The sequence below is a fragment of the Microbacterium sp. ARD31 genome (genome assembly GCF_031844425.1).
In genome coordinates this window covers 183,088-199,837 of record NZ_JAUZVE010000003.1, presented here as the reverse complement: position 1 = coordinate 199,837, position 16,750 = coordinate 183,088, and the positions used below count along the sequence as shown (strand labels likewise).

Annotated in this window: 14 protein-coding genes; 8 read left to right on the top strand and 6 right to left on the bottom strand. The window is 71.6% G+C overall.

Annotation, left to right across the window (positions count from 1 at the left end; genetic code table 11):
• Window positions 1-113: 113 nt before the first annotated feature.
• The gene (pheA, locus tag Q9S36_RS11375) at window positions 114-1,076 is read right to left on the bottom strand and encodes a prephenate dehydratase (RefSeq protein ID WP_064003770.1); all 963 of its coding nucleotides are present in this window, start codon (window positions 1,074-1,076) and stop codon (window positions 114-116) included.
• Complete coding sequence (locus Q9S36_RS11370; RefSeq protein WP_311285240.1) at window positions 1,073-1,996, bottom strand: EamA family transporter; 924 nt, start codon at window positions 1,994-1,996, stop codon at window positions 1,073-1,075. The genes pheA and Q9S36_RS11370 overlap by 4 nt, the downstream gene beginning before the upstream one ends.
• Before the next feature lie 72 nt (window positions 1,997-2,068).
• Here Q9S36_RS11370 and Q9S36_RS11365 point away from each other — a divergent pair, with 72 nt between their 5' ends.
• From Q9S36_RS11365 to galE, 3 genes are all read left to right on the top strand, one after another.
• Window positions 2,069-3,004 carry a LysR family transcriptional regulator gene (locus Q9S36_RS11365; protein WP_311285239.1) on the top strand — a complete coding sequence of 312 codons (936 nt, stop codon included), beginning with the start codon at window positions 2,069-2,071 and terminating at the stop codon, window positions 3,002-3,004.
• Window positions 3,005-3,065: 61 nt separating this feature from the next.
• Entirely contained in the window at window positions 3,066-4,706 is a 1,641-nt protein-coding gene (gene pgm, locus Q9S36_RS11360) for a phosphoglucomutase (alpha-D-glucose-1,6-bisphosphate-dependent) (protein WP_311285238.1), read from the top strand.
• Between the two features lie 106 nt (window positions 4,707-4,812).
• A complete protein-coding gene (gene galE / locus Q9S36_RS11355) occupies window positions 4,813-5,790 on the top strand; it encodes a UDP-glucose 4-epimerase GalE (RefSeq protein ID WP_311285237.1) in 978 nt (325 codons plus the stop codon).
• A gap of 124 nt (window positions 5,791-5,914) precedes the next feature.
• Here galE and Q9S36_RS11350 read toward each other — a convergent pair whose 3' ends face one another.
• Window positions 5,915-6,853, bottom strand: a complete 939-nt coding sequence (locus Q9S36_RS11350; protein ID WP_311285568.1) for a LacI family DNA-binding transcriptional regulator — start codon at window positions 6,851-6,853, stop codon at window positions 5,915-5,917.
• Between the two features lie 119 nt (window positions 6,854-6,972).
• Between Q9S36_RS11350 and galT the strand changes: the two genes are divergently transcribed.
• The 3 genes from galT (at window position 6,973) to Q9S36_RS11335 (ending at window position 11,064) form a co-directional block, all read left to right on the top strand.
• The gene (gene galT / locus Q9S36_RS11345) at window positions 6,973-8,157 is read left to right on the top strand and encodes a galactose-1-phosphate uridylyltransferase (protein WP_311285236.1); all 1,185 of its coding nucleotides are present in this window, start codon (window positions 6,973-6,975) and stop codon (window positions 8,155-8,157) included.
• Window positions 8,154-9,332 carry a galactokinase gene (galK, locus tag Q9S36_RS11340; RefSeq protein WP_311285235.1) on the top strand — a complete coding sequence of 393 codons (1,179 nt, stop codon included), beginning with the start codon at window positions 8,154-8,156 and terminating at the stop codon, window positions 9,330-9,332. The genes galT and galK overlap by 4 nt, the downstream gene beginning before the upstream one ends.
• Before the next feature lie 70 nt (window positions 9,333-9,402).
• On the top strand, window positions 9,403-11,064 hold the full coding sequence (locus Q9S36_RS11335) for an ABC transporter ATP-binding protein (protein WP_311285234.1): 1,662 nt from the start codon (window positions 9,403-9,405) through the stop codon (window positions 11,062-11,064).
• A 335-nt stretch (window positions 11,065-11,399) separates the two neighbouring features.
• Here the strand turns inward: Q9S36_RS11335 and Q9S36_RS11330 are convergent, their stop codons facing one another.
• The 3 genes from Q9S36_RS11330 to Q9S36_RS11320 all read right to left on the bottom strand — a co-directional run bounded on the left by Q9S36_RS11330 (window position 11,400) and on the right by Q9S36_RS11320 (window position 15,116).
• The gene (locus tag Q9S36_RS11330) at window positions 11,400-12,359 is read right to left on the bottom strand and encodes an ABC transporter permease (protein ID WP_064003763.1); all 960 of its coding nucleotides are present in this window, start codon (window positions 12,357-12,359) and stop codon (window positions 11,400-11,402) included.
• On the bottom strand, window positions 12,356-13,360 hold the full coding sequence (locus Q9S36_RS11325) for an ABC transporter permease (protein ID WP_311285233.1): 1,005 nt from the start codon (window positions 13,358-13,360) through the stop codon (window positions 12,356-12,358). Before Q9S36_RS11325 ends, Q9S36_RS11330 begins: the two co-directional genes overlap by 4 nt.
• Window positions 13,361-13,445: 85 nt before the next feature.
• Window positions 13,446-15,116, bottom strand: a complete 1,671-nt coding sequence (locus tag Q9S36_RS11320; RefSeq protein ID WP_311285232.1) for an ABC transporter substrate-binding protein — start codon at window positions 15,114-15,116, stop codon at window positions 13,446-13,448.
• 149 nt (window positions 15,117-15,265) lie between these two features.
• Here Q9S36_RS11320 and Q9S36_RS11315 point away from each other — a divergent pair, with 149 nt between their 5' ends.
• Both Q9S36_RS11315 and Q9S36_RS11310 read left to right on the top strand, forming a co-directional pair.
• Window positions 15,266-16,129 carry a fused MFS/spermidine synthase gene (locus tag Q9S36_RS11315; RefSeq protein ID WP_311285231.1) on the top strand — a complete coding sequence of 288 codons (864 nt, stop codon included), beginning with the start codon at window positions 15,266-15,268 and terminating at the stop codon, window positions 16,127-16,129.
• A gap of 88 nt (window positions 16,130-16,217) precedes the next feature.
• Window positions 16,218-16,745 carry a hypothetical protein gene (locus tag Q9S36_RS11310; RefSeq protein WP_311285230.1) on the top strand — a complete coding sequence of 176 codons (528 nt, stop codon included), beginning with the start codon at window positions 16,218-16,220 and terminating at the stop codon, window positions 16,743-16,745.
• Window positions 16,746-16,750: the final 5 nt, after the last annotated feature.

Genomic DNA, 16,750 nt, shown 5'->3' with positions numbered 1-16,750 from the left:
CCGCGCGCGGGCGGCGACAACCGAGGAGATCCGTCACCGAGACGCGGTGGTAACCGGTTCCACCCGCCGCGCAGCGGCACATCTCCGCGGTTGGTGCCGCGCAGGCGGGCGGGTCAGGCCTCGGGCTCGCCCGAGACGAGGCCGCGCAGCCAGTCGCGCGCCTCGACGAAAACCTCATCGGAGTACCGCTCGGGGTAGCGCACGATCGCGCGGTCGGCACGCGGATAGGAGCCGAGGTAGAGCACGCGCGGCGAGAAGCGACGCAGGCCCAGCAACGCGTCGGCCATGCGCTCGTCCTCGATGTGCCCGTCGGCGTCGATGACGAAGCGGTACCGGCCGAGCTCGTCGCCGATCGGGCGCGAGGCGAGCAGCGACAGGTTGATGCCCCGGGTTGCAAACTGCTCGAGCAGCTCGAGGAGGGCACCCGGGTGGTCCTCGGGCAGCTCGACGATGAGCGACGTCTTGTCGGCCCCCGTCGGCGCGGGCGGCGGAGCCGTGCGGCTCACCAGCACGAACCGCGTCACGGCGTGCGGATTGTCGCCGATCTTCTCGGCCAGCAGGTCGAGGTCGTAGAGCTTGAGGATGCCCGGCGGGGCGATCGCGGCATCCGCGGAGATCCCGCCGTCGACGAGTCCCACGGCGGCGGCGACGTTGCTCGTGGCGGGGATGTGCGAGTGCTCGGGCAGCGCGGCCGTCAGCCACGTGAGGCACTGCGCGTAGGCGACGGGGTGGGCTGCGACGACCGAGACGTCCTCGAGTCGCACGCCGGGCCGGGCGACCAGCACGAACTCGACCGGCACGAGGTACTCCCCGACGATGCGGAGTCCCGGCACGGTCGCCAGCGCGTCCTGCGTCGTCGAGACGCCGCCGTCGACGGAGTTCTCGATCGCGATCATCGCGGCATCCGACCGGCCCTCGATGACGTCGGCGAGCGCCTCGCCGACGTTGCGGACGGGGCGCCAGGTCTGGTCGCGTGCTTCGGGGACCTGCGCGAGGGCGGCTTCGGTGAAGGTGCCGGCGGGGCCGAGGAAGCTGTACGTGCGACGGGTGGGGGAAGCCGGGGGCTCGGATGTCACGCGGACAGCCTAGTGGGCACCCCCATGAGCCCCACCGTCCGCGGTATCGGCTGTCGACGACGGATGCCGCTGACCAGTACACCCGCGACGAGAACCGCCCCGCCGACCACCTCTCCGACGCTCGGAGCCTCACCGCGCAGCAGTGCGGCCGAGGCCATCGCGACGACGGGCGCGAGCAGGATCCACGGCACGACGGCCGCGGACGGGTTGCGGCCGAGCAGTCCGTTGAAGACGGCGTACGCGAACAGGGTGCACAGGCCCGCGGTGTAGAGGGTCGAGACGACGGCCTGGGGTCCGATGGCGGCGAGCCCCGCGACGATCGCCGCGGGACCGTCGATGACGAACGACAGGGCCAGGGCGGGGATCGGCACGACCAGCGACGACCAGACCGTCAGCGACAGCGTGCCGCCGCGGCCGATCCCGGTGACGACGCCCGCGCGGCGCGAGATCACGTTGCCGACGGCCCACGACAGCGCGGCCGCGAGCGCGAGGCAGACCGCGAGCACGGGAGCGTCGCCGCCGCGGAAGAGCGCCACGATCGCGAGACCGACGACGCCGAGGCCGACACCGATGACCTGCGTCGCTGAGGGGCGCTCGCGCAGGGCGATCGCGGCGATCACGATCGTGAAGACCGCCTGCGCCTGCATGAGGAGCGCGGCGAGGCCCGGGCTCAGCCCCAGCGCGAGCGACGTGTAGAGGAGCGCGAACTGGCCGAGGCTCATGAACAGGCCGACTCCGACGATCACGCGCCACCCGGTCTGCGGCCGCGGCACCACGAGGACGGCGAGTGCGACGACGGCGAACCGGATCGCCGCGAACAGCAGGGGCGGGATGCCGCTCATTCCCCAGTCGATGACGACGAAGTTCAGGCCCCACAGCGAGGCGACGAGGGCGGCGAGGAGCATGTCACGGCGGGTCACGGGACCAGTCCACCCGCGGCATCCATGAAGGACAAGCAATCATTCGGCGAGGCAAATCGGTAGCATCGCTTCATGATCGATCTCGAGGCCGTCGTGTCCCTGCGCGCCGTGGCCACGGAGGGGAGCGTCGCCGCCGCCGCCACGGCCCTGGGATTCACGCCGTCGGCGGTCTCGCAGCAGATCAAGCGACTCGAGCGCGATACCGGCGTGGCCCTGCTCGAGCGAGTCGGGCGAGGAGTGGTGCTGACCGAGTCCGCGACGCGCCTCGTCGTGTCGGCCACGCCGATCCTCGCCGACCTCGAGCGGGTCCGCGCGGATCTCCACGGAGGCGGCGAGCCCGACCGGGTCGCCGGCGAGATCCGCATCGGGGCGTTCTCGACGGTCGTGCGCGGCGTCATGGTGCCCCTGCTCGCGGACCTCGGCCGGCGGCATCCGGATCTGCGACTGCCGCTGCGCGAGAGCGAACCGTGGGAGACGGTCGCCCTCGTCGCGTCGGGTCAACGGGACCTGGGACTCGTGCACCGCTGGGGCAACGTCGCCCTCGCGATCCCCGACCACCTCGTCGAGACCCCGCTGTTCACCGACGTCGCCGACATCATCCTGCGACGCGACCACCCGCTCGCCGGCCGCACCGAACTGCGCCCCGAGGACCTCGGCGGCGAGCCGTGGGTCGCGACGTTCGAGTCGACGATCTGCCGGCAATGGCTGCGGCGGCTGTTCGACGGTGTCGGCGGAGCGCCGCGGATCGTGCACGAGTCGATGGAGTTCGAGAACCACCTCGAGATCGCCCGCGCGGGCATCGCCGTCGCGCTGGTTCCGCGACTGGGCCGCCCGCCCCTCGGCCCCGACCTCGTCGCGATCCCGACGGCGTCGCCCGAGTTTATCCGCGAGGTGTCGGCCATCCACCGCCGGACCATGTCGGACTCCCCCGCTTTGCGGACCGTGCTCGATGCCCTGTCGGAACGGGCGGCGGCGATGGTCACCGAGGCGGGCCGCCTTCCGGCGTGAGCTCGCTGCGGATCCGCGACACGCAGGCGCTCCCGTCCGACTTCCCTGGCAGACTGGGCGAATGAGCCGCGCAGGACAGCCAGCCGAAGCCTCTGACCTCGTCGACGTGGACGCCCTCATCGGCGCCTACTACGACCTGAAGCCCGACCCGTCGGTCGCCGCGCAGCGGGTCGCGTTCGGGACGAGCGGCCACCGGGGCTCGTCGCTGTCGCGCAGCTTCAACGAGGACCACATCCTCGCCACGACGCAGGCGATCGTCGACTACCGCGCGGCGCAGGGCATCACCGGCCCGCTGTTCCTCGGCCGCGACACGCACGGACTCTCGCTGCCCGCCGAGCACACCGCCATCGAGGTCCTCGTCGCGAACGGCGTCGACGTCCGCGTCGACAGCCGCGACTCGTGGGTGCCGACACCCGCTCTCAGCCACGCGATCCTCACCTACAACAAGGGCCGGGACGAGTCGGATGCCGGTCGCGCCGACGGCATCGTCGTCACCCCCTCGCACAACCCGCCGCGCGACGGCGGATTCAAGTACAACCCGCCCCACGGCGGACCCGCCGACACCGACGCGACCGGCTGGATCGCCGACCGCGCGAACGCGCTCATCGAAGCCGGCCTCGAGGGCGTCCGACGCATCCGCCACGCGGACATCGACGACGCGACCCTCGGCCAGTACGACTTCCGCGAGGAGTACGTCGCCGACCTGGCATCCATCATCGACGTCGAGGCCATCGCCCGGTCGGGCGTGCGGATCGGCGCCGACCCGCTCGGCGGTGCGTCGGTCGAGTACTGGGCTCTCATCGGCGAGCGCTACGGCCTCGACCTCACGGTCGTGAACCCCGAGGTCGACCCGACGTGGCGGTTCATGACGCTCGACTGGGACGAGAAGATCCGCATGGATCCCTCCTCCCCCTCGGCGATGGCCGCCCTCGTCGCCCGGCGCGACGAGTTCGACATCCTCACCGGCAACGACGCCGACGCCGACCGTCACGGCATCGTGACGCCCGACGCCGGGCTCATGAACCCGAACCACTTCCTCGCCGTCGCGATCGACTACCTCTACCGCCACCGCGAAGGCTGGCCGCAGGATGCCGCCATCGGCAAGACCCTCGTGTCGTCGATGATCATCGACCGCGTCGCCGCCTCGCTCGGCCGCACCCTCCTCGAGGTCCCCGTCGGGTTCAAGTGGTTCGTCCCGGGCCTGCTCGACGGCTCCGTCGCCTTCGGCGGCGAGGAATCCGCCGGTGCGTCGTTCCTGCGCAAGGACGGCACGGTCTGGACGACGGACAAGGACGGCATCCTCCTCTGTCTGCTCGCCGCCGAGATCCTCGCCGTCACCGGCAAGACCCCCTCGCAGCGGTACGCCGAGCTCGAGGCCGAGTTCGGGGCATCCGCGTATCAGCGCGTCGACGCGCCCGCCTCGCCCGAGCAGAAGGCGGCCCTGTCGAAGCTCTCGGGCGACGCCGTGTCGGCGAGCGAGCTGGCCGGCGACCCCGTCACGGCGAAGCTCTCGCACGCGCCCGGCAACGGTGCGGCGATCGGCGGGCTCAAGGTGCAGACCGAGTACGCCTGGTTCGCGGCGCGCCCGTCGGGCACCGAGGACGTCTACAAGCTGTACGCCGAGAGCCTCAAGGGTCCCGAGCACCTCGCGCAGGTGCAGGAGGAGGCTCGCAAGGTCGTCGCCGCCGCGCTGGGTTCCTGAGGCCGCGGGCGCCGGGTTCCTGGGGTCCGGCGGCCCGGTCCCTGAGGTCCGGCGGCCCGGTCCACGAGGTCCGGCGGCCCGGTTCCGCGCCAGTAGGCTCGGGACCATGAGTTGGCTCGTCACCGGAGGCGCCGGGTACATCGGCGCGCACATCGTCCGCGCTCTCGCCGAGGCGGGTCTCGACCCGATCGTCCTCGACGACCTCTCCAGCGGACACGCCGCGTTCGTGCCCGAGGGAGTCTCCTTCGTGCAGGGCACGATCCTCGACCAGCAGCTCGTCGCCGACACCCTGCGCACGCACGGCGTCGAGGGCGTCATCCACGTCGCCGGGTTCAAGTACGCCGGTGTCTCGGTGCAGCGCCCCCTCCACACCTACGAGCAGAACGTCGAGGGCACCCGCGTGGTGCTCGCGGCGATGGCGGATGCCGGGGTCACGAACATCGTGTTCTCCTCCAGCGCCGCCGTGTACGGCACCCCCGACGTGCCCCTCGTGACCGAGGACCTGCCCAAGCGTCCCGCCTCGCCGTACGGCGAATCGAAGCTCATCGGCGAGTGGCTGATCGCGGCGCAGGGCGTCGCGACGGCGGCATCCGATGCACCCCTGCGTCACACCTCGCTGCGGTACTTCAACGTCGTCGGCTCGGGCGACCCGTCGGTCTACGACACGAGCCCCCACAACCTGTTCCCGATCGTCTTCGAGATGCTGCTGAAGGGTGAGACGCCGCGAATCAACGGCGACGACTACGACACCCCCGACGGCACGAACGTGCGCGACTACGTGCACGTCGCCGACATCGCCGCCGCGCACGTCGTCGCGGCGCAGCGTCTGCGCGCGGGCGAACCGGTCGAGCCCGCCTACAACCTCGGTTCGCAGAACGGTCTGTCGGTGCGCGAGATCATGGATGCCGTCGCCCGGGTCACCGGCATCCCGTTCACCCCCGAGATCGCCGCGCGCCGCGCCGGCGATCCCGACCGCATCGTCGCCACCGGCGAGCTCGCCGCCCGCGACCTCGACTGGAAGATGCGGTACACCGTCGACGAGATGGTCCGCACCGGCTGGGACGCCCGCCGCACCGCCGGCTGAGAGCCCCCGGTCACGCGCGAGAGCGCGCGTCCGTGCCGACAGCGCCGCTTGCTGCCGCGCTCGGACGGGCGCTCTCGGCAGCAGGGGGCGCTTTCGCGCGGACAACCGCGAGCGAGCGGGCGCGTCAGCCCGACGCGCGGGCGATGAGCGTCGTCGGGACGACCGTCCGTGTCGCGGGCTCGCCGTCGAGCGTCGCCGCGAGGGCGGCGACGGCGGCCTCGCCGAGCGCCGCGAAGTCCTGCCGGACGGTGGTCAGCGGCGGGCGGTAGTCCGCGGCATCCGCCACGTCGTCGAACCCGATGACGGCGACGTCCTCACGTCCCGCCTCGGCGAGCGCGCGCAGCACGCCGAGCGCCATCTGGTCGTTCGCGGCGAACACCGCGTCGACGTCAGGGTCGGCGGCGAGGACGACTCCCGCTGCGTGACCGGATGCCGCACCCCAATCCCCGCGCAGCGGTTCCCGGGGCGGCGGCCCGTCGTGCGCCGCCCGCCACCCGCGCTCGCGCTCGGCCGCCGCGAACGACCCGGCGGGCCCGGCGACGTGAGCGATCGCGCGACGCCCGGCATCCGTCAGTCTGCGTGTGGCCGCCTCGGCGCCGCCGGCGTGGTCGGACTGGACCGTGGCGAACGCCCCGCCGGGTGAGTCGACTGCGACCAGCGCGAGACCCGCGGGCGGCGCGACGCCCTCGGCGATGGCCGTCGCCTCGTTGAGGACGATCGCGCCGTCCACGCCGAGGTCGTGCAGGCGGTCGAAGGCGTCGGCGATGTCGGCGCGTTCGGCCAGGGAGATGAGGGTGACCGCCAGATCGCGCCGGGCGGCGGCGGACGCCACGGCCTCGAGCATCCGCGAGTTGCCGACCGTCGCAAGGGTCGCGACGATGACACCGATCGTGCCGGAGCGGCCCGTGCGCAGGGCCCGGGCGGCGCGGTGCGGGCGGTAGCCGAGGTCGGCCATCGCCGCCTCGATGCGCGCGCGGGTCTCGGGGTCGACGCGCGGGCTGCCGTTGACGACGCGCGAGACGGTCTGGCCGGACACACCCGCCGCCGCGGCCACGTCGGCCATCGAGACGCGTCGCTGCACGGCATCCTCCCCACCCCGGATCCTGCTCCGCGATTACGTGCGCAACTCCGGGGACTCGCGTGATGTTGACGATAACACAGCCGATCGGTTACCGTGTTGACGTGAACACACCGGAGAACGGCACACACGCGCCTGCCGAGACGAACGACCTCGGCGCCGGCGTCGTCAAGCGCAGCACCCGCCTCGCCGACGGCCGCGAGCTGATCTACTTCGACGACCCCGGCACGACCCTCGGCCCGGAGCGCGCCGTCGACACCCGCGACCTCGGCGCCCGCCCCGAGACCGCCACGATGCGGCAGGACGTCCTTACCGGCGACTGGGTCTCCGTCGCCGCGAACCGGCAGAACCGCGCGTTCCTGCCGCCCGCCGAGCTCGACCCGCTCGCGCCGCAGACCCCGACGAACCCGTCCGAGATCCCGTCGCTCTACGACGTCGCCGTCTTCGAGAACAAGTCGCCCTCCTTCGGACCCGCCCTCGCCGAGGCGACCGACGACGTTCCCGCCGCGGTCGACCCGCCGCGCGGACTCGACGACCTCGCCCACCTCGGGCTCGGCCGCACCCGCACGAGCGTCGGCCGCACCGAGGTCGTCTGCTTCTCGCCCGAGCGCACCGGCTCGTTCGGCACGCAGACCGTCACCCGTGCCCGCACCGTCATCGAGGCGTGGGCCGACCGCACCGCCGCCCTGTCCGCTCTCCCCGGCATCGAGCAGGTGTTCCCCTTCGAGAATCGCGGCGAAGCGATCGGCGTCACGCTGCAGCATCCGCACGGCCAGATCTACGCCTACCCGTACGTCACTCCGCGCACGACCCGTCTGCTCGACTCGATCGACCGCACCGCCCCCGACCTGTTCCAGCGCATCCTCGAGTTCGAGCAGGCCGGCCCCCGCGTCCTGCTGCGCGGCGAGCACTGGACCGCCTTCGTGCCGTTCGCCGCCCGCTGGCCCCTGGAGATCCACCTGCTCCCGCACCGTCACGTCGCCGACTTCGCGGCGCTCTCGGAGCCCGAGAAGGACGAGCTCGCCCCGCTCTACCTGCGACTGCTGCGCGGCGTCGACGCCCTCTACGAGTCCGAGACTCCCTACATCGCCGCCTGGCATCAGGCGCCGGTCCACGTCGGCCGCGACACCGTGCGCCTGAGCCTGCAGCTCACGAGTCCCCGTCGCGCCGCCGACAAGCTCAAGTTCCTCGCCGGATCCGAGGCCGCCATGGGCGCCTGGGTCGGCGACGTCCCCCCGGAGGACGCCGCCGCGCGCCTCCGCACCGCCATCGAAGGAGTCACCCTGTGACCGCTGCCGGCGAGGCCCACGGCCTCTTCTCCACCCTCACCGGCAACGAGCCGGTCGGACTCTGGTCGGCGCCCGGGCGCGTCAACCTGATCGGCGAGCACACCGACTACAACGACGGGTTCGTCTTCCCGTTCGCGACGCCCCACCGGACGCACGTCGCGCTCGGCCGGCGCTCGGACGGCCGCATCCGCGTCGTCTCCACCTTCGACGAGGCGCCGGTCGAGGTGGCGCTCGCAGACCTCGACGCGCTGTTCCCCGAGCGCCGCGACGAGGTCGTCGAGTGGGCCCGGTACCCGCTCGGTGTCGCGTGGGCGCTGCTGCAGGCGACCGGGACGGATGCCGCATCCGTCACCGGTGTCGACCTCGCGTTCGCCTCGGACGTCCCCGTCGGCGCCGGGCTCTCGTCGTCGGCGGCCATCGAGGGTGCGACCGGCTCGGCGCTCAACGACGTGTGGGGGCTCGGCCTCGACCGCGTCGCACTCGCGCAGGCGGGACGCCGCGCCGAGAACGAGGCCGTCGGCGCTCCGACCGGGATCATGGACCAGATGGCGTCGATGCTCGGCGAGACGGATGCCGGCACCTTCCTCGACTGCCGCAGCCTCGACGCGCAGGTGGTCGCCCTCGGCTTCGACGCCGCGGGGCTCGAGCTCATGGTGATCGACACGCGTGTCGCCCACGCGCACTCGACCGGCGGCTACGGCGAGCGCCGCGCCGCGTGCGAGCGCGGTGCGGAGGCGATGGGCGTCCCGGCCCTGCGCGACGTGCGCGTCGACCAGCTGCCGCAGGTCGAGCAGCTCGTCGACGAGGTGACCTACCGGCGGGTGCGTCACGTCGTCACCGAGAACCAGCGGGTGCTCGACACCGTGCGTACGCTGCGCGAACAGGGCCCCCGCGCCATCGGCGACCTGCTCTACGCCTCGCACGCCTCGATGCGCGACGACTTCGAGATCTCGGTGCCCGAGCTCGACCTCGCCGTCGAGACCGCCCGCGAGAACGGCGCGGTCGGGGCGCGGATGACGGGCGGCGGATTCGGCGGGTCGGCGATCGCGCTCATCGACCGCGCCGCCGTCCCGGCCGTGCGCGACGCGGAGCGGGCAGCCTTCGCCGCGGCGGGGCACACCGAGCCGCACGTCTTCACGGTGCGACCGTCCGAGGGCGCCCGCCGCGACGGCTGATCCCGTTACGGCTCGGTAAAGCCGGCGATCCGCCCGTGCGCCCGCGGCGGGCGGAGGGCAGGATGGACCCATGCCCTTCGCCACCACCCCCGCCGCCGGCACGCCCCTCCTGCAGGTGCGCGACCTCGCCGTCGAGTTCCAGACCATCGACGGATCGGTGCGCGCCGTGGAGGGCGTCGACCTCGACCTCGCCGCGGGTGAGACGGTCGCGATCGTGGGCGAGTCGGGCTCGGGTAAGTCGACGACCGCGATGGCCGTGATCGGCCTGCTGGCCGGCAACGGACGCATCGCCGACGGCAGCATCCGCCTCGACGGCCAGGAGCTCGTCGGGGCGTCCGAAGCGACGATGCGCGGCATCCGCGGGGCGCAGATCGGACTCGTGCCGCAGGACCCGATGTCGAACCTCAACCCGACGTCGAAGATCGGCACGCAGGTCGCCGAGACCCTGCTCGCGCACGGGCTCGCGACGAAGAAGGACGTCGACCGGAAGGTCGTCGAGACCCTCGCGGCGGCCGGCCTGCCGAACGCCGAGGAGCGCGCGAAGCAGTACCCGCACGAGTTCTCGGGCGGCATGCGCCAGCGCGCGCTCATCGCCATCGGGCTCGCCTGCAACCCGCGCCTACTCATCGCCGACGAGCCCACGAGCGCGCTCGACGTGACGGTGCAGAAGACGATCCTCGACCAGCTCGGCCGCATGACGACCGAGCTCGGCACGTCCGTCCTGCTGATCACGCACGACCTGGGTCTCGCGGCCGAGCGCGCCGCCCGGGTCGTCGTCATGCACCGGGGCCGCATCGTCGAGCAGGGCCCCGCGCGGCAGATCCTCGAGGACCCGCAGCATCCCTACACCCAGTCCCTCGTGCAGGCGGCGCCCTCGGTCGCCGTCGCACGGTTGCGTCCCGAGGCGTTCACGACTCCGACACCGGATGCCGCGCCGAAGCCGGTCGACAACATCGTCGAGGTCGAGGGGCTCACCAAGCTCTACAAGGTCCGCGGGCAGAAGGAGGACTTCGCCGCCGTCCGCGACGTCTCGTTCTCGATCCCCCGCGGCGAGACGGTCGCGATCGTGGGCGAATCCGGCTCGGGCAAGACGACGACGGCACGGATGCTGCTGAAGGTCGTCGACCCGACGGAGGGTGTCATCCGCTACGACGGTGCGGACGTGGCATCCCTCAAGGGACGGCAGCTGCGCGAGTTCCGGCAGAAGGTGCAGCCGATCTTCCAGGACCCGTATTCGTCGCTGAACCCCATGTTCACGATCGAGCGGATCGTGCAGGAACCGCTCGACTTCTACAACCGCGGCTCCGCGAAGGACCGTGCCGCGCGGGTGCGCAAGCTGCTCGACGACGTCGCCCTGCCCGAGTCGATGCTGCGGCGCTACCCGTCCGAGCTGTCCGGCGGTCAGCGTCAGCGCGTCGCGATCGCGCGGGCCCTCGCCCTGTCGCCCGAACTGATCGTCTGCGACGAGCCGGTGTCGGCGCTCGACGTGCTCGTGCAGGACCAGATCCTGTCGCTGCTGCGCGACCTGCAGAACGAATACGGCCTGAGCTACCTGTTCATCTCGCACGACCTCGCCGTCGTGCGGCTGATCAGCGACTACGTCTGCGTCATGAAGGACGGCGCGCTCGTCGAGGCCGCCTCGAGCGAGGAGATCTTCACGAACCCGCGCGACCCCTACACGCGGAACCTCCTCGCCTCGATCCCCGGCAACGAGCTCGACATCGCCGTCTGACCCTCGCCGCGCGCCGCGGCGCGGCGCGCCATCCCTCCCCTGTCAAGAAACGCCGCCCCACGCGGCACAACGCGACAGGCGAACACCGGATGCCGCACCCCCGCATCCCTCCCCTGTCACAACACGCCGCCCCACACGGCACATCGTGACAGGCGAACAGCCCCAGCACGCACGGGCAGCGAAGCGATCCCGGTGGGCCGGACAGTCGGGGAAGGGGCCCTGTTGTCCGACCCGCCGGGATCGCGCAGCGGTACCCCGGCGCGACCCCCGGCAGGTCTATGGCACGAGCGCGTTGCCCAGCCCGACGACGGCGAGCAGCACCCGCCGACTCACGGTCAGCGCCCGCGCGTCCGGGGGTCCATGGCTTCGCGCAACGCCTCGCCGAACAGGGTGAAGCCGAGGGCGGTGATCGCGATGCAGATGCCGGGGAGGAAGGCGAGCCACGGCGCGATGGCGAGCTCGGCCTGCGCGTAGGTGAGCATGCGGCCCCACTCCGCGGTCTCGGGGCGTCCGCCGCCGAGGCCGAGGAACGACAGCGCCGCCGCGTCGATGACGGCCGTCGCGAGCGACAGGGTGCCCTGCACGATGACCGGTCCGACCGCGTTCGGCAGGACGTGGGTCATCGTGATGCGCCCGCGCCCGAGGCCGAGGGTCTGGGCCGAGAGGACGTAGTCGGCCGACCGCTGCTGCAGCATCGACGCGCGCAGCAGGCGCGCGAAGATGGGCACCTGCGCGACACCGATGGCGATCATGACCGAGTTCTGGTTCTGGCCGAGGATCGCTGCGATCGAGACGGCGAGCAGGAGGCTCGGCACCGAGAGCAGGATGTCGACGAGTCGCATGATGACGTTGTCGACCCAGCCGCCGAAGGTGCCGGCGATGAGGCCCAGCAGCATCCCGCCGACGAGTCCGTAGGCGGTCGAGATGACACCGATGAGCAGCGATGACTGCGCTCCCCAGATGAGCTTGGACAGCACGTCGCCGCCGAACCGGTCGAGGCCGAGCGGGAACGCCGCGATCTCGCCGGGACCGGGGATGTAGGTCGGGGTGATCTCGCGCGCACCCGGGAGGTCGGTCTCGGGGTAGGGGGCGAGCAGCGGCGCGAGGATCGCGACGAGCACGAACAGCAGCACGATGACGAGGCCGGTCCACGCGACGGGGCTGCGCCGCAGGCGGCGGAAGACGTCGTGCCAGAAGCCGCCGCGCGGCGCTCCGCCGCTGCCGGCCTTCAGGTCGACGGCCGTGGCGTCCTCGGCGGGGCTCCCGCCGGCGGCGGGGGGAAGGACGGTGCTCATGAGACCCTCACTCTCGGGTCGATCAGGCTGTACGAGACGTCGACGAGCAGGTTGATCAGCGCGTAGACGACCGCGATGAAGATGATGAAGCCCTGCAGGACCGGGAAGTCGCGATTGAAGATGGCGCCGGCGAGGAACGATCCGATGCCGGGGAAGGCGAACACCGTCTCGGTGAGGATCGCTCCCGACAGCAGCAGACCCGCCTGCAGGCCGATCGTCGTGATGACCGGCAGCATCGCGTTGCGGAGGATGAAGCGGTTGCGCAGCAGCGCTCCGGGCACGCCCTTGGCCTTCCCGGTGCGCACGTAGTCCGCGTTCTGGACCTCGACGACGGATGCCCGGGTGATGCGCACGATGATCGCGAGGGGGATCGTGCCGAGCGCCACCGCCGGCAGGATCAGGTGGAGGACGGCATCCCATGCCGCGTCGAACTCCCCTGTGATGAGGCCGTCGAGGACGTAGAAGTTCGTGTAGTGCGTCGCGTCGATCCGGGGGCTCTGGCGGCCGTCCGAGGGCAGCCATCCCAGCTGCACCGCGAAGACGTACTTGAGGATGAAGGCCAGGAAGAACACCGGCACGACGATGCCGAGCAGGCTGAAGACGACGGCGGCGCTGTCGGCCGCCTTGCCGTGGCGGCGGGCGGCCCAGTACCCGAGGGGCACGCCGACGCCGACGGCGATGATGAGCGCGGCGAGCGAGAGCTCGATCGTCGCGGGGAAGCGGCGCAGGAACTCGTCGAGCACGGGACGGCTCGTCTGCAGCGAGCTGCCGAAGTCGCCCGAGAGGAGCCTGCCGATCCACGTGAAGTACTGCTCGAGGAGCGGGCGGTCGAAGCCGTAGAGCTCGTTGATGCGGGCGACGGCTTCGGGGGTGGACTTCTCGCCGAGCAGGGCCTGGGCGGGCCCACCGGGGAGGGTTCTCACCCACCAGAAGAGCAGGATGCTCAGGCCGAGGAGGGTGGGGATCAGCAGCAGGAGCCTTTTGCCGATGGTTCGCAGCACGGGTGTCGCTTTCGGGGAGGTCGGTGCGGGGCGGGAGGGTGTCCCGCCCCGCACCGGTCAGGCGGCCGGGGCCGCCTCGATCGGCTTACTTCGTGAGGACGATCTCGCTGAACACCTCATCGTTCACGGGGCTCGCCGGGTAGCTCTCGACGCGGGGGTCGAAGGCCAGGGTGGGAGCCGGGTGGGCGAGCGGGACACCGGGGATGAACTCGGCGACCTGCTCGTTGATGTCGGAGTACACCTGCGTCTGCTCGTCGAGGTCCGCGATGCCGCGGGCGTCGGTCAGCGCGGAGAACAGCTCGGGGTTGTCGAAGCCCCACTCCGCCGACTTCTGGCCGAAGAAGACGCCGAGGAAGTTGTCGGTGTCGTTGTAGTCGCCGGTCCAGCCGAGCAGGTGGATGCCGTGGTCCGTGCCGCCGGTGATGAGGTCGAGGTACTCGCCCCACTCGTTCGACTTCGGCGTGGTCTCGACGCCGACCTCGTTCAGCTGCTTCGACAGCACCGTGAAGATCTGCTCGGGGTCCGGCATGTACGGACGCGAGACGTTGACCGGGTAGTTGAAGGTCAGCGACAGCGGGTTCGCCTCGTCGTAGCCGGCCTCGGCGAGCAGCTGCTTCGCCTTCTCGGGGTCGTAGTCGTACGTCGTGACGTCGGCGTTCCAGCCGTTGACGGTCGGCGGCATGAACTGCGTCGCCTTCTCGGTGCCCTCGGGGAGGACCTGCGAGATGAGCGCGTCCTTGTCGACGGCGTACGAGAGAGCCTCACGGACCTTCGGGTCCTGGAGCTCCGGGACCGCCTGGTTGAAGGCGAGGTAGAGGATCGTGAAGGGAGGACGCGACACCATCTTGTAGCCGTCCTCCTCGAGGGCGGCCGTGTCGGCGGGGCCGACGAGGTCGTACCCGTCGATGGAGCCCGACTCGAGCGCCTGACGGCGGGCGGTCGGGTCGTCGATCACGCGGAAGATGATCTCGTCGATCTGGCCGGCGTCGCCCCAGTAGTCCTCGTACGAGCTCAGCGTCAGCTGCTCGCCCGGCGACCACTCGTCGAATTTGTAGGGACCGGTGCCGACGGGGTGACCCATCGCGTACTCGCTGAGCGTCGGAGCCTCGGCGGTGCCGCCGACCTCGTCGGCCTTGTACTCCTCGAGGGCGGTCGGCGACTGCATCCCGAAGGCGGGGAGCGACAGCGCCGCGACGAAACCGGCGAAGGGCTTCTTCAGCGCGATGGTGACCGAGTCGTCGCCGTCGGGCGTGCAGGAGTCGTAGACCGCGGTGTCGGGGGTCGACGCGTAGCCCTTGAAGAGCTTGTTGTAGTAGTAGCCGAGCGCCTCGCTGGCGGCCAGGCCCTCCCAGTTGTACCAGCGGTCGAAGTTGGCGCAGACGGCCTCCGCGTTGAACGGCGTCCCGTCGTGGAACGTGACGTCCTTCTTGAGGGCGAACGTGTAGCTCAGCGAGTCGTCCGAGACCTCCCACGACTCGGCGAGGAGCGGCGCCGGGTCGGCGGTGCCGGGCTTGGTGCCGACGAGACCTTCGAAGATCTGACGCGAGACGCGGAACGTCTCGCCGTCCTGGGCGAAGGCGGGGTCGAGGCTGGCCGGGTCGGCCGACGCGCCGAAGACGAACGTGCCGTCGACGTCGGCCGCGCCTTCGCCTTCGCCGCTTTCGCCGCGCTGACTGGCGCACGCGCTGAGCGCGAGCGCACCGATGACGAGGGCCGCGGCGCCCGCGACCACCCGCTTCCTGGACATGGGGAGCATTGCTGTGCACCTTCCGATGAGGCTCGTCGGCGACGCGGCTGGAGGGCGGCGTTGCCGAAGGGATGCCGCTGACGCTACCTGCCGCACTGCGGGCAAGCGGTTACATCTGCATCTCGATCGTGTTTCTTCCTGCGGGCTACCGTAGACGAATGGCCCGCTCCCGCGACCCGATCGACCCGCCTGTCGCGAGACTGTCCGACGGCCGGCAGGCGCGCATCGTGCCGGGTCGCTTCGCCGGCGGCTGGGAACTGATCGTCGACACGACCCCCCAGTCGCACGTGGACCTCGACGATCCGTCGCACCTCCACTTCGAGTACGTCGCCCGGATGGGTGCGGTGATCGACCGGATCGGGATGCCGGGCGAGCCCCTCACGGCCGTGCACCTCGGTGCGGGCGCCCTGACCCTGCCGCGGTACGTCGAGCACACCCGGCCGGGGTCGCGGCAGCAGGTTATCGAGCTGGAGCAGGCGCTCGTCGACCTGGTCCGCGCGCACCTGCCGCTTCCCCGCACGGGACAGCTCCGGGTACGTATCGGCGATGCGCGCGAGGTCGCGGCGCGCCTGCCCGCGGGGCTCGTCGGCAACGTCGACCTCGTCGTCTCCGACGTGTTCGCGGGCGCCCAGACCCCCGCCCACATCACGAGCGTGGAGTACTACCGCATCCTCGCGGGGCTGCTCGCACCCACCGGCATCCTGCTCGTCAACATCGCCGACGGCAGCGGGCTGGCCTTCGCGCGCCGTCAGGTCGCGACCGTGCGCTCGGTGCTCGAGCACGTCGTGATCCTCGCCGAGGTCGGCACGCTCAAGAGCGGTCGGTTCGGCAACATCGTCATCGCCGCCTCTCCCGCTCCGCTGCCGATGGACTGGCTGCCGCGGCTCATGGCGGCGGGGCCGCACCCCGCGAAGGTCGCCCACGGCGCCGAGCTCGAGGCGTTCGCGCGCGATGCGCGGATCATGACGGATGCCGACGCCACCCCGTCGCCGAAGCCCGCCGCATCCGTCTTCGACCGCTGAGGCCGCGACGCGCGGCGCGCCCTCAGCCGATTCCGGGTCCCGCCCGGCGACACTGGAGGCACACGTCGCTGGGTGGGAAGGATTGGCCGTGGGCTTCATCAAGGGATACGACCCGGAGACACTCCGAGAGATCGTCGACCTCGACGAATGCCAGGCACGGCTCGTCGAGCTCGGCGAGCAGCGCAGCCTCGCGGCGATGCTCGAGAAGGTGTGGCTCCTCAAGGTGACCGGTCGTCTCGACGACGCGCTCGTGGTGTCGGAGGAGTCGGTCCGTCTCGCGCGGATGGCCGGGACCCGCAAGGACCTGCTGCGCGCACGGATGCTGCACGCCACCGTCCAGCAGTTCCGCGGCGCCTACGCGGCCGCGATCCACGAACTCAACACGTGCGTCGAAGAGGCCGAGGGCCAGGGCTGGGCGGCGGTGGCCGCGTTCGGCTGCCAGCACCGAGGGAAGGTGCACTTCGACGCCGGCGACGATGCGTCGGCGCGCGCGGACTTCAAGAAGGCGCTCTTCCTGCGGCAGGAGGCCGGGGCGCCCGAGGAGCAGCTCGAGTCGACGCTGCTCGCGATCGACGCCGTCGACCGGCGCCGCAACCGTTCCTCGGTCGCCAGCTGAGCCAT

What these genes read in the sequence shown, in the direction of transcription:
- Q9S36_RS11365 (WP_311285239.1), top strand. Translation starts at nt 2,069, where the DNA reads ATGATCGATCTCGAGGCCGTCGTGTCCCTGCGCGCCGTGGCCACGGAG.
- pgm (WP_311285238.1), top strand. Translation starts at nt 3,066, where the DNA reads ATGAGCCGCGCAGGACAGCCAGCCGAAGCCTCTGACCTCGTCGACGTG.
- galE (WP_311285237.1), top strand. Translation starts at nt 4,813, where the DNA reads ATGAGTTGGCTCGTCACCGGAGGCGCCGGGTACATCGGCGCGCACATC.
- Q9S36_RS11350 (WP_311285568.1), bottom strand. Translation starts at nt 6,853, where the DNA reads ATGGCCGACGTGGCCGCGGCGGCGGGTGTGTCCGGCCAGACCGTCTCG.
- Q9S36_RS11335 (WP_311285234.1), top strand. Translation starts at nt 9,403, where the DNA reads ATGCCCTTCGCCACCACCCCCGCCGCCGGCACGCCCCTCCTGCAGGTG.
- Q9S36_RS11330 (WP_064003763.1), bottom strand. Translation starts at nt 12,359, where the DNA reads ATGAGCACCGTCCTTCCCCCCGCCGCCGGCGGGAGCCCCGCCGAGGAC.
- Q9S36_RS11320 (WP_311285232.1), bottom strand. Translation starts at nt 15,116, where the DNA reads ATGCTCCCCATGTCCAGGAAGCGGGTGGTCGCGGGCGCCGCGGCCCTC.
- Q9S36_RS11315 (WP_311285231.1), top strand. Translation starts at nt 15,266, where the DNA reads ATGGCCCGCTCCCGCGACCCGATCGACCCGCCTGTCGCGAGACTGTCC.